Source organism: Corallococcus sp. AS-1-6, from assembly GCF_020037015.1.
Lineage (GTDB): Bacteria > Myxococcota > Myxococcia > Myxococcales > Myxococcaceae > Corallococcus.
The window spans coordinates 1-14133 of the sequence record NZ_JAIQDE010000050.1 but is presented as its reverse complement, the minus strand read 5'-3'; the positions used below and the strand labels follow the sequence as shown (position 1 = coordinate 14133).

The window sequence follows — 14133 nt, the reverse complement described above, 5'->3', positions numbered from 1 at the left end:
GTCCGCGAGGCTGTACCGCACCGGGCGCTTCGCGCGCCTGCGAGCGGATGGAAGCGTGGATCCGGTGACGCAGCGCCTGCCGCCTCCGCCCGTGGCGCGTCCTCGCGAGGAGCCGCCGCGCCACGTCGCGCCCGCAGGCGGGCCGATACACCCCTCCGCGATCGCGCCCATCCCCGCCGAGCCATCGGGCGGTTCGACGCATCCCGCCGCGACAACGCGCGTCCCCGCTGCGAACGTGCCCGTCCCCGCCGAGCCATCGGGCGGTTCGACGCATCCCGCCGCGATCGCGCGCGTCCACGTAGCGCCCTCGGGTGGGCCGCCGCCCATTCCGCTCGCGCGCAGGGACCGGCCGTTGCCTCTGTCCTTCGCGCAGCAGCGGCTCTGGTACCTCCAGCAACTGGAGCCCCAGAGCGGCGCGTACAACAACGCCTCCACCTTCCGGCTCGTCGGAGAGCTGGACGTCGCGGCGCTCCAGGACGCGTTGGACGCGTTGGTGGCCCGGCACGAAGTGCTCCGCACCACGTACGCGCTGGAGGGCGACCTCGCCGTGCAGCGCATCCACCCGGCGCGGGGGCTGCCCCTGACGGTGCTGGACGTGCCCGGGGGTTCACCTGAAGCCCGTGAGGCGGAGGTGTCGAGCCAGTGCCGGGCCCAGGCTCGCGTCCCGTTCGACCTGGAGCAGGAGGTGATCCGCGCGACGCTCCTGCGCCTGGAGCCCCGCGTCCACGTGCTGTCGCTGGTGCTCCACCACGCGGTATCCGACGCGTGGTGCAACATGGTGGTCGCCCGCGAGCTGACGGTGTTCTACGCGGCGGCGACGCAAGGGCAGCCGTCGCCCCTGCCTCCGCTGCCGGTTCAGTACGCGGACTACGCCGTGTGGCAGCGCGACTGGTTGGACGGCGGCGTGATGGAGGCGCAGCTCGCGTGGTGGAAGCAGCAGTTGGCCGGAGCTCCGGCGCTGGAGCTCCCCACGGACCGGCCGCGCCCCGCGCTCCAGTCCTTCGCGGGCGCGCAGCACCGCTTCGCGTTCCCGGTGGATGTATCCGCGCCGCTGCTGGCGCTGGGCCGCAAGCACGGCACCACGCCGTTCATGGTGATGATGGCGCTCTTCCAGACGCTGCTGTCGCGCTACTCGGGCCAGGAGGACTTCGTGGTGGGCACGCCCATCGCGGGCCGCACCCGGCCGGAGGTGGAGTGGCTGATGGGGTGCTTCCTCAACACCCTGCCCTTCCGCACGAAGCTGGAGGGAGCGCCGTCGTTCGTGGAACTCCTGGGCCGCGTGCGAACCCAGGCCCTGGAGTCCTACGCGCGGCAGGACGCGCCCTTCGAGCGGGTGCTGGACACGCTGGACCTGCCGCGCGACCTGAGCCGCACACCGGTCTTCCAGGTGAGCCTCAACGTCGTCAACACGCCGGAGGCCCGGGCCACGCTGCCGTCGCTGGAGTTGAGCCCCGTGGAGGTGCCCACCGACACGGCGAAGTTCGACCTGACCCTGGAGGTCTTCGAGAGCCGCACGGACATCAACTGCCGCCTGGAGTACGCCACCGCCCTCTTCGACGAGGCCACCGTCGCGCGGATGGCGGAGCACCTGGTGGGGCTCGCGAGGGAGATCGTCGCGGCACCGGAAGCGCCGCTAGCGACGCTGCCACTGCTCACGCCAGCCGAGCGTGAACAGGTGCTGCGCGGCTGGAACGACACTCGCGTGGACTCCCCGCGAGGCGCCACGCTCCATCACCTCTTCGAAGCCCAGGCCGAACGCACGCCCGAAGCCATCGCGCTCCAGTTCGAGGACCAGCGCCTGACGTACGCGCAGCTCGAAGTCCGGGCCAACCAGCTCGCGCACCACCTGCGTGCGCGCGGCGTCGGTCCGGAGACCCTGGTGGGCGTCTGCATGGAGCGCTCGCTGGAGCTGGTGGTCGCCCTCCTGGGCGTCCTGAAGTCCGGCGCGGCCTACGTCCCGCTGGACCCGGCCACGCCCTCGGAGCGGCTCGCCGGGATGCTGGAGGACACCGCAGCGCCAGTGCTCCTCATCCAGGAGCGTTTCCGCGCCACGCTGACTCCGCAGGCCGCGCACGTCGTCGCGCTCGACAGCCAGTGGGAGGCCATCGCGCGTGAGCCCACGGACCGTCCCATGTCGCTCGCCGGTGAGGACTCGCTCGCCTACGTCATCTTCACGTCCGGAAGCACCGGCCGCCCCAAGGGCGCGATGAACGCGCACGCGGGCGTCGTCAACCGTCTGCGCTGGATGCAGGGGCGCTACGGCCTGACGCCTTCCGACACGGTGCTTCAGAAGACGCCGTTCAGCTTCGACGTGTCCGTGTGGGAGTTCTTCTGGCCCCTGATGACGGGCGCGCGGCTGGTACTCGCGAGGCCCGGCGGCCACCAGGAGCCGGACTACCTGGTGGCCCTGATGGCGCGCGAGGGCGTGACGACGGTGCACTTCGTGCCGTCCATGCTGCGCGCCTTCGTGGAGGAGCCCGGCCTGGAGTCCCTGACGCGGCTGCGTCAGGTGATGTGCAGCGGCGAAGCCCTGCCCGCGGACCTGGTGCTCCGCGCCCACGCTCGGATGCCGCACACCACGCTGCACAACCTCTACGGCCCCACCGAGGCCGCCGTGGACGTGACGTCCTGGGAGTGCCCGCGCGACGAGGCCGTCCTTCAAGTCGTCCCCATCGGACGGCCCGTGGCCAACACGAAGCTGTACGTCCTGGATCGTCACGGCAACCCGGTGCCCCCAGGCATCCCGGGCGAGCTGTTCATCGGCGGCGTCCAGGTGGGCCGGGGCTACTGGCGCCGTCCCGCACTCACCGCCGAGCGCTTCGTCCCCGACGCCTTCAGCACCACGCCCGGCGCCCGCCTGTACCGCACGGGAGACATCGCCCGGTGGCGCACCGACGGAACGCTGGAGTATCTGGGCCGCGCGGACTTCCAGGTGAAGCTCCGAGGCTTCCGCATCGAGCTCGGAGACATCGAGGCCGCGCTGCGCTCCCACCCGGAGGTGCGGGACACCGTGGCCATGGTGCGCGAGGACGCACCCGGCACGCGGCGCCTCGTGGCCTACGTGGTCTCCGGCGCGGACCTGGACCTGGCCTCGCTCCAGTCGTTCCTGCGGCAGCGGCTGCCGGAGTACATGGTGCCCTCCGCCTTCATCCCGCTGCCGGCCCTGCCGCTGACCTCCAGCGGCAAGGTGGACCGCAAGGCCCTGCCCGCGCCGGAGGCCCGCCGCACCTCGAAGCGGGAGTACGTCGCGCCGCGAACGGAGCTGGAGCGCACGCTCGCGACGGTCCTGGCCCAGGTGCTGCGCGTCGACCGCGTGGGGCTGGATGACAACTTCTTCGAGCTGGGCGGCGACTCCATCATCAGCCTCCAGGCCGTCGCGAGGGCCCGGCAGGCCGGCGTGACGTTGTTCGTCCGCGACCTGTTCCAGCACCCCACCCTGGCAGCGCTCGCGTCAGTGGCCCGAGTGAGCGAGGTCCGCCCCGCGGAACAGGGACCCGTCGTGGGCGAGGTGCCGCTTACGCCCATCCAGCGCAACCTGCTGGAGCGCGACCCCACGCACGCGCACCACTTCAACCAGGTGCTGCTGCTCCAGGCGCGTCAGCCGTTGATGGCGGCGCAACTGGAACAAGCGCTCCAGGCGCTGGTGCTGCACCACGACGCCCTGCGCATGCGCTTCGTGCGCGATGACGGGGGCGCCTGGCGTCAGCAGGATGCCGCGCCCGAGGCTGCCCGGGTCTCCCTGCTCCAGGTGGACCTGTCCCCCCTGCCCGCCGGACTGCGAGCGGCACGGCTGGAAGAAGAGGCCCAGCGCCTCCAGGCTTCGTTCGACCTGACCCAGCCACCCCTGGTGCGCGCCGCCCTCTTCCACTTCGGCGCCGGGCAGGAGCAGCGCCTGCTGTTGATCCTCCACCACCTGGTGGTGGACGCCGTGTCCTGGCGCGTCCTCGTCGAAGACCTGGAGGCCACGTACCTGCGGCTGCGAGCGGGCCAGCCTCCCGCGCTCCCCGCCAAGACGACCTCGTTCCTGGCCTGGGCCCGCAGGCTGGAAGCCCACGCCCTCTCCGACGCCCTGCATGCCCAGACGTCGCTCTGGCTCGACGAGGCCCGGAGGGACGTGACACCGCTGCCCACCGATGGCGCCGGGCCCGGCACCGCGGGCTCGCACCGCACCGTCTCCGTGCGACTGGAAACGGAGGAGACCCGGCTGCTGCTCCAGGAGACGCCAGGGGCCTGGCGGGCGCGGATCAACGACGTGCTGTTGACCGCCCTGGCCCTGGCCCTGCGCGAATGGACGGGCCAGTCGCGCCTGCTCATCGACCTGGAGGGCCATGGTCGCGAGGAGCTCTTCGCGGACGCGGACGTGTCCCGCACCGTGGGATGGTTCACGTCGCTCACGCCGGCCCTGTTCCAACTGCCCGCGAGCGGATCCGCCGGGGACTGCCTGCGCGCGGTGCGCGACTCGCTGAGCGAGTGGCCCGACCACGGCATCGGCTTCGGCCTGCTGCGCTTCATGGGGCCGCCCGAGGTCCGTGCGCAGCTCGCGGCCCTGCCACCCGCGCAGGTGGTCTTCAACTACCTGGGGCAGCTCGACGGTTCGACTGGCGCCAGCACCCTCTTCGCCCTGGGCCAGGAAGCCACCGGCGCGACGGTGGCGCCCCAGGCCCTGCGAGCGCACCTGCTGGCCGTGGACGGCTTCGTGGTGGACGGCCGGCTGCGCATGGACTTCGGCTTCAGCGACGAGTGGCACCACACCGCCACCATCGAGTCCCTGGCCCAGGCCTTCACGCGAGCCCTGCGCGCGCTCATCACCCAGCGTCACTCCGACGACGCCCGCCGCAGGACGCCCGGCGACTTCCCGCTGGCCCGGCTGTCCCAGGCCTCGCTGGACGCGCTGCTCGCCGCGCAGGGCCCCACGGTCGAGGACCTCTACCCGCTCTCACCGGTGCAGCAGGGCATGCTCTTCCACGCGCTGCATGCCCCGGCGGACGGCGTGTACTTCACGCAGAGCGCCTGGTCGATCCACTCGGCCGTGGACCTCGGGTTGTTCCGCGGGACGTGGCAGGCGGTGATCGACCGCAACGCCGTGCTGCGCACCGCCTTCGTCTGGGAGGGACTGGACGCTCCGCTCCAGGCCGTCCACGCGCAGGCGGTCCTGCCCTTCGAGGAGCACGACTGGCGCCACCTGTCCGAGGCGGAGCAGCGGGCCGGTCTGGAGCGGTTGGCGGAGGAGGATCGGGCGAGGGGCTTCGACCTCGCGCGGGCGCCGCTGATGCGCGTGACCGCGGTGCGGCTGGCGGACCAGCACTGGCGCTTCATCTGGAGCCATCACCACCTGCTGCTGGACGGCTGGAGCACCGGGCTGTTCTTCCAGGAGGTCTTCGCGCTCTATGACGCGTTCCGCACCGGCACCTCGCTGCCGCCCGCGACGCGAGCCTCGTTCCGCGACTACATCGCGTGGCTGCGCAAGGCGGACCCCGCGGGCGACGAGGCCTTCTGGCGCGGACAGCTCGCGGGGCTGTCCACCCCCACGCCGCTGCCCGGAGAGCTTCCCCCGGTGGCCAGACCGGCCGGCGCGGGCCGCCCGGTGGAGACGCGGCTGGAGCTTTCGGAGGAGCGCACCGCGGAGTTGCAGACGTTCGCGCGCCGGCACCAACTGACGCTCAACACGTTGGCGCAGGCGGCCTGGGCACGGGTGCTCGCGCGCCACGCGGACACGCGAGACGTCCTCTTCGGCACCACGCTCGCGGGCCGTCCTCCGGAGCTCCCGGGTTCGGAAGCCATGCTGGGCATGCTCATCACGACGCTGCCGGTCCGCGTCGTGCTGCCGGATGAATCCGCGCCCGTGCTGCCCTGGCTCCAGGCGCTCCAGGCCCAGCAGTTGGGCATCCTGCAGCACCAGCACACCCCGCTCGTCAGCGCCCAGGGGTGGAGCGACCTGCCGCGAGGCACGCCGCTCTTCCAGTCGCTGCTCGTCTTCGAGAACTACCCCCTCGACGAGTCCCTGCTGCGGCGCTCCACGGCGCTCGACGTGCGGGACCTGAGCATCGGCGAGTCCACGAACTACCCGCTGCTGGCCACCGTGATGCCAGCCCCGAAGCTCCTGCTCCACCTGACCCACGACTCCCACCGCTTCACCACCGAGGCAATCCAGCGGCTCCTCGGCCAGTGGCGCCAGGCGCTGGAGGAGCTGATCCGGCCCGGAGCCCGGCTGTCCGGCGTGTCCCTCCTGCCGGTCGAAGACCGCGCGTGGCTGCTGCGAGCAGGCCTGGGCGACGTCGTGGACTTCGAGCGCGAGGCCACGGTGCACGGTCGCTTCGAGCGGCAGGCCGCCGAGACGCCGGACGCGGACGCCGTGGTGTTCGAGGAGACGACGCTGTCCTTCCAGCAGCTCAACACGAGGGCCAACCAGATCGCGTGGCACCTGCGGTCGCTGGGCGTGGGCCCGGAGGTCACGGTGGGCCTGTGCCTGGAGCGGTCCGCGGAGGCCGTCGTCGCGCTCCTGGCCGTGCTCAAGGCCGGAGGCGCCTTCGTGCCGCTGGACCCCAGGGCACCGGCCGCGCGCAAGTCGTTTGTCCTCAAGGACAGTGGCGCGTCCGTGCTGGTGACGACGCGGGCCCTGCAAGAAGCATGGGACCCGGAGGTGCCCCACCGGGTGCGGCTGGACGCAAAACCTGTCGGACAGTCGGACAGGTTTGCAGAGAACCCGCCGCCGGCGGCGGGGCCGGCGAACCTGGCCTACGTCATCTACACGTCGGGCTCCACGGGCGCGCCCAAGGGCGTGATGGTGCAACACCGCTCGGTGCTCCACCTGCATCAGGCGATGACGCGGAGCATCTACGAGTCGCTGCCGCGCGCTCAGCGCATCACCGTGAACGCGCCGCTGCACTTCGACGCGTCCATCGAACAGGTGATCCAACTGCTGGACGGCCACTGCCTGTTCATCGTGCCCGAGGACGTGCGCCTGGAGCCGGAGGCCCTGCTCGGGTGGATGGAGCGTCAGCGCATCGACGTGTTCGACTGCACGCCGTCGCAGCTCAAGCTCCTGCTGTCCGCGGGGATGCTGGAGCGCGCCCACGTCCCCGGTCGCTTCTCCATCGGCGGCGAGGCGATGGACGAGGTGACGTGGCGGCAGCTCGCCGCGACGAAGCGCACGCGTGCCTACAACGGCTATGGCCCCACGGAGGTCACCGTGGACGCGACGACCATCGCCATCCAGGGCGCGTCCCAGCCGTTGCCCGTCATCGGCAGGCCGGTGACCAACCTGCGTGCGTACGTGCTCGACGCGAGCTTGCGTCTGGCGCCCATCGGAACGCCGGGCGAGCTGTGCCTCTCCGGTGAAGGCGTCACGCGAGGCTACCTGGGCCAGCCCGAACTCACGGCCGAGCGCTTCCTGCCGGATCCCTTCAGCACGGAACCCGGCGCGCGCCTCTACCGCACGGGTGACAAGGCCCGCTGGCGCGAGGACGGCACGCTCGACTTCATGGGCCGCCTGGACTTCCAGGTGAAGCTGCGCGGCAACCGCATCGAGCTGGGGGAGATCGAAGCCACGCTGCGCGCACACGCGGGCATCCGGGACGCGGTGGTGCAGGTGCACGACGACCGGCTCGTGGCGTACGTCGCGCCCCAGGTGGACACATCGCCCCTGCGCGAGCACCTGCTCCGTCACCTGCCGGAGTACATGGTGCCCACCCTGTACATCGCGCTGGACGCCCTGCCGCTGACGTCCAACGGGAAGGTGGACCGCAAGGCGCTGCCAGCACCGGAGGCCGCGCCCGCCACGGAGCGCGTCATCGAACCGCCCGCGACGCCCACCGAGGCGGCGCTGATCCCGCTGTGGATCGAAGTGCTGCGCGTCCCCGCCGTGGGCCGCCACGACGGCTTCTTCGAGCTGGGCGGCCACTCGCTGCTGGCCACGCAGTTGGTGTCGCGAGTGCGCAAGCACTTCGGCGTGGAGCTGCCCCTGCGAGCCCTGCTGGAAGGGCCCACGGTCGCGGCGCTGGCCGAGCGCATCGACGCGCTCCGGAAGCCCGAGACCCCGGAGGCCCCCACGTCCGCCCTGCCGCCGCTGGTCCGCGCGGAGCGGCCGGACGTGCTGCCCCTGTCGTTCGCGCAGCAGCGGCTCTGGTTCATCGAACAACTGGGCACGGCGGGCAACGCCTACAGCCTCCCGAGCCTGCTGGAGCTGGAAGGCACGCTGGACATCATCGTGATGCTGGCCGCGTTCGACGAGCTGGTGCGCCGCCACGAAGCGCTGCGCACGACCTTCCGTTCGCACGAGGGCACACCGTCCCAGGTCATCCATCCGCCCTTCCCCATGCCCCTGCGGCACGTGGACCTGTCCGCGCTGCCGACGCACGAGGAGCGCGAGGCGGAGGCGTCGAGGCTGGCGCTGGAGGAGGCCCGCACGCCATTCGACCTGGAGCAGGGCCCGCTGTTCCGAGGGCTCCTGATGAAGCTCGGCCCCACGAAGCACCGGCTGCTGCTCAACACGCACCACATCATCTCCGACGGCTGGTCCACGGGCGTGCTGGTGCGCGAGATGGGCGCGCTCTACGCGGCGTTCGCGGCCGAGCAACCGTCGCCGCTGCCGGAGCTGCCGGTGCAGGCCGCCGACCACGCGCTCTGGCAGCGCGGCTGGCTCCAGGGCGACGTGCTGGAGTCGCAGGTGGCGTACTGGCGCGGGCAGTTGGAAGGCGCCGGGCCCTACCTGGAGCTGCCCACGGACCACCCGCGTCCGGCGCGCCAGTCCTTCCGGGCCGGCGTGCAGCCCATGACCCTGCCGCGCGAGCTGGGCGAGGCGCTGGAGTCACTGGCGAAGCAGACCTCCACCACGCCCTTCATGGTGCTGCTCGCGGGCTTCCAACTGCTGCTGCACCGGTACGCGGGTCAGGAGGACGTGCTCGTGGGGTCGCCCATCGCGGGCCGCCGTCACGCGGAGGCGGAGGACCTCATCGGCTACTTCGCGAACACGGTGGTGCTGCGCACACGGGTCCGCGACACGCTCCGCTTCCGTGAGCTGCTGGAGCAGGTCCGCGCCACCACGCTGGGCGCGTACGAGCACCAGGACCTGCCGTTCGAGAAGCTGGTGGAGGTGCTCCACCCGCAGCGCGACCTGGGCCGCACGCCGCTGTTCCAGGTGACCTTCACGCTCCAGAACGCGCCCCTGCCGGAGCTGTCCCTGCCAGGGCTGACGCTGCGCCCGCTGGAGGCCAACCCGGAGGTCATCCTCTTCGACCTCCAGTGGCTGATGACGCGCACGCCGGACGGCTTCGCAGGTGGGATCGTCTTCAACCAGGACCTCTTCGAACCGGCCACCGCGGCCGGCATGGCGGAGCACCTCCGCGTGCTGATGGAGGCCGCCGTCCGAGCGCCGGACACGCGGCTGGGGCAGTTGCCCTGGCTCACGGACGCGGAGCGGCAGCGGCTGCTCCTCGGGTGGAACGACACCGCCCGGGACTACCCGCGCGACGCGTCCGTGGGGGCCCTCTTCGCGGAGCAGGCCGCGAGGACGCCGGACGCCATCGCGCTGAAGGCCGGCGGGGAGACGCTCACGTACGCGGCGCTGGAGCGAGCGTCGAACCAGCTCGCGCACCACCTGCGGCGCCAGGGCGTGCGGCCCGGCCACCGGGTGGGCCTGTGCCTGGAGCGGTCGTTCGATCTCGTCACCGGCCTGCTGGGCATCCTCAAGGCCGGCGCGGCCTACGTGCCGGTGGACGCGAAGGCCCCCGCGGAGCGCATCACCTGGATGCTCCAGGCGGCCAGCGTCAGCGTGATCGTCACACAGGAGGCCCTCGCGGATGAGCTGCCCCAGGTGGCGGACCTCCAGGTCCTGCTGGACGCGGACGGAGCCCAGATCGCGAGGCATCCTGAGACGCCACTGGACCTGACCGTGCCCTCCGACACGCTGGCCTACGTGATGTTCACGTCGGGTAGCACCGGCCGGCCCAAGGGCGTCAGCGTCCCGCACCGGGGCATCACGCGCCTGGTGCGAGGCGCGGACTTCATCCACTTCGGGTCCGAGGAGGTCTTCCTCCACCTGGCGCCCATCGCGTTCGACGCGTCCACGCTGGAGGTCTGGGGCGCGCTGCTCAACGGCGCGACGCTGGTGCTGGCACCGCCCAAGGCCCTGTCACTGGAGGAGACGGGAGCACTGCTGCGGCGCGAGGGCGTGACCACGCTGTGGCTCACCGCGGCCCTCTTCGAGCAGATGGTGCTGCACCAGGGCGAAGCGCTGGAGCGGGTGAAGCAGGTGCTGGCGGGCGGCGACGTGTTGCCCGTGGAGCGCGTGCGCGAACACCTCAAGCGGCTGCCGCCTGGCGCCGTGCTGGTCAACGGCTACGGCCCCACGGAGAACACGACGTTCTCCGCGACGCACACGTTGCGCGCCGAAGACACTGTGGGCCGCTCGGTGCCCATCGGCCGGCCGGTGTCGAACTCCACGGTGTGGGTGCTGAACGCGGCGCTCCAGCCCGTGCCGCCGGGCGTACCGGGAACGCTGTACGTGGGCGGGGACGGTCTGGCCTGGGGCTACCTCCAGCGCCCGGACCTCACGGCCGAGCGCTTCATCCCCCACCCCTTCGCCACTGAGCCGGGAGCGCGCCTCTACGACACGGGCGACCGCGTGCGCTGGCTGCAAGATGGGACGCTGGAGTTCCTGGGCCGCGCGGACTTCCAGGTGAAGCTGCGAGGCTTCCGCGTGGAGCCGGGCGAGATTGAAGCCGTGCTGCGCCAGTCGCCCGAAGTCCAGGAGGCGGTGGTGGTGGTGCGAGAGGACGTGCCCGGCGATAAGCGCCTCGTCGCCTACGTCGTGAGCGACGAAGGCGTGGACACGGCGGCGCTGCGAGCGGCCGTGCAGAGGCAGTTGCCGGACTACATGGTGCCGGCGGCCATCGTGGTGCTGCCCAAGCTGCCGCTGAGCGCCAACGGCAAGGTGGACCGCAAGGCCCTGCCCGCGCCCCAGGCCCGTGTCGCGGACGGCGCCACTGCCGCGCCTCGGAGCGAACAGGAGAAGGTGCTCGCGGACATCTGGGCGGAGGTGCTGCACCTGGACGTGGTGGACATCCACGGCGACTTCTTCGAGCTGGGTGGGCACTCGCTGCTGGCCACCCAGGTGGTGTCGCGCATTCGCTCAACGCTGGGTGTGGAGCTGCCGCTGGGCGAGCTGTTCCGTTCGCCCACGGTGGCCTCGCTGGCGGAGCGGTTGGTGGACGCGCGCCGCACGCAGGCGCCACCGCTGGTCCGGGTGGAGCGCACGTCCGCGCCGCCGCTGTCGTTCGCGCAGCAGCGGTTGTGGTTCATCGACCAGTTGGAGCCGGGCAGCCCGCTCTACAACATGCCGCTGGCGCTGAGCCTCACCGGCGAGCTGGACGTGGAAGCGCTGCGCGCGAGCCTGGACGCGCTGATGGCGCGGCATGAAGCCCTGCGGACCACGTTCCGCATGGAGAACGGCCGCCCCGTGCAGGACATCCACCCGGAGGGCCACGTTCCCCTGGAGACGGTGGACCTGACGGGCCTGGGCAGCCGCGCCGCGAGGCAGGCCGAAGCCCAACGCCTGGGCCACGCGGAGACGCTGCGCCCGTTCGACCTGACGCGCGGGCCGGTGATCCGCGCGCTGCTCATGAAGCTGGATGCCAGCGAGCACGTGCTGGTGCTGCATCTGCACCACATCGTGTCCGACGGCTGGTCGCTGGGCGTCCTCGTGCGGGAGCTCACGGCCCTCTACGAAGCCCGGCGCGCGGGCCGTTCCGGCGCCCTGCCCCCGCTGCCGGTGCAGTACGCGGACTTCGCCGTGTGGCAGCGCGGTTGGCTCCAGGGCGGCGTGCTGCAAGCGCAGGTCGAGTGGTGGAAGCACCAGTTGTCCGGTGCCCCCTTCGTCCTGGACGTGCCCACGGACCGCCCCAGGACCGCCACCTCCACGCAGCGAGGCGGCCTGGTCCGGGTGACGCTGCCGCGCGCCCTGAGCGAGCGCGTGGACGCGCTGGCGCAGGCCGAAGGCGCCACGCCCTTCATGGCCCTCCTTGCGGCGTTCCAGGCCGTGCTCTCACGTGTCTCCGGGCAGGACGACGTGCTGGTGGGCTCGCCCATCGCGAACCGCCGGCACGCGGAGACGGAGGGCCTCATCGGCTTCTTCGTGAACATGCTGGTGCTGCGTGGACGCTTCAGCGCGCGGACGACGTTCCGCGAGCTGTTGGCCCAGGTGCGCGCCACCACGCTGGGCGCGTACGAGCACCAGGACATCCCCTTCGAGCACCTGGTGGAAGCGCTCCAGCCCGAGCGTGACCTGGGCCGCACGCCGCTGTTCCAAGCAATGTTCGCGCTCCAGAACGCGCCCGTACCGGAGCTGGCGGTGCCCGGTCTCGCCGTGGGCCCGGCCCCCTTAGACGGTGGCGGCCCCACGCAGTTCGAACTGGCTCTGGACCTGAATCGGACCCGCGACGGCTACGAGGGCCGCTTCCATTACGCCGCGGAGTTGTACGACGCGGGCACCATCGAGCGGTTCGCCGCGCACCTGCGCCGGCTGCTGGAGGCCGTGTGCGACGCGCCGGACCTGCCGCTGGCGGACGTGTCGCTCGTCTCGCCCGAGGAACTGGTGCGGCTGGTGCGCATGGGCAGCGGCGAACTGGTGGACTTCGAACGGGACGCCACGCTGCACGGCCTCATCGAGAGGCAGGTGGCGCGTACGCCGGATGCCCCCGCTGTCGTGTTCGAGGAGACGGCGCTGACGTACCGGCAGCTCGACACGCGGGCGAACCAGCTCGCGTGGCGGCTGCGCTCCATGGGAGTGGGGCCTGAGGTTCGGGTGGCGCTGTGCCTGGAGCGTTCGGTGGAGACCCTCGTGGCGCTCCTCGCGGTGCTCAAGGCCGGTGGCGCCTTCGTCCCGTTGGACCCTGGCGCCCCGCCCGCGCGCAGGGACTTCGTGCTGAAGGATAGCGCCTCGGCCGTGCTCATCACGACCGAGGCCGCGTGTGGAGACTGGAGCCCCTCCGGAGTTCAGGAGGTCTGGCTGGACGTGGAGCAGACCGGCCTGGGCGCCCTCTCCCACGAGCCCCTGCCCACCCTGACGGGCCCGGAGCACCTGGCGTACGTGCTGTACACGTCCGGGTCCACGGGCACGCCCAAGGGCGTGATGGTGCAACACCGCACCATCCTCAACATGCACCGGGCCTTCCTCCGCGCGTTCTACGCGGGCCAGCCCAAGGGGCAGCGCGTCAGCGTCAACGCGCCGCTGTACTTCGACGCGGTGATGGACCGCGTGGTGCAGCTCATCGACGGGCACTGCCTCCACATCGTCCCGGACGCGCTGCGCGTGGACCCGGAGGCGATGCTCGCGTGGCTGGAGCAGCACCGCATCGACTCGTTCGACTGCACGCCCGCGCAGCTCAAGCCGCTGCTGGCGGCCGGGATGCTGGAGCGGGCCTGGGTGCCGCCCCTCGTGATGATGGGCGGCGACGCCCTGGACGCGGAGGCGTGGAGGAAGCTGGCCGCGACGGACCGCACGCGCGTCTTCAACGGCTACGGCCCCACGGAGTGCACGGTCTGCACGGCGGGCGTCACCCTCCAGGGAAGCTCCCGCACGGAGCCCTTCATCGGCCGGCCCGTGGCGAACCTGAACGCGTACGTGCTGGACGCGAGGCAGCGCCTGGTGCCCATCGGCACGCCGGGAGAGCTGTGCTTCTCCGGCGAGAGCGTCACGCGCGGCTACCTGGGCCGGCCTGACCTGACGGCCGAGCGCTTCATGCCAGACCCCTTCAGCGCGGAGCCCGGCGCGCGGCTCTACCGCACGGGAGACCGGGGCCGCTGGAGGCCGGACGGCACGCTGGAGTTCATGGGCCGCCTGGACTTCCAGGTGAAGCTGCGCGGCTACCGCATCGAGCTGGGCGAAATCGAGACCACGCTGCGCACCCATGCGGGCGTCAGTGACGCAGTGGCCCTGCTGCGAGAGGACGCACCGGGCGACGCGAGGCTCGTGGCCTATGTGGTGACGGACGGCGACACGGAAGGACTGCGCGAGCACCTGCGCCGGCACCTGCCGGAGTACATGGTGCCGTCCGCCTTTGTCACCCTGCCCTCCCTGCCACTGACGCCCAACGGCAAGGTGGACCGCAAGGCGCTGCCCTCACCGGAGGCGCGGCT

1 protein-coding gene (only partly in view) is annotated in these 14133 nt (G+C 71.9%); it reads left to right on the top strand.

The features are described 5' to 3' along the window. Positions 1 to 14133: part of a non-ribosomal peptide synthase/polyketide synthase coding region (locus K8612_RS37790; RefSeq protein ID WP_223765787.1), annotated on the top strand (this coding region is incomplete at both ends). The annotated region extends 17780 nt beyond the left edge of the window; the window shows 14133 of its 31913 annotated nt.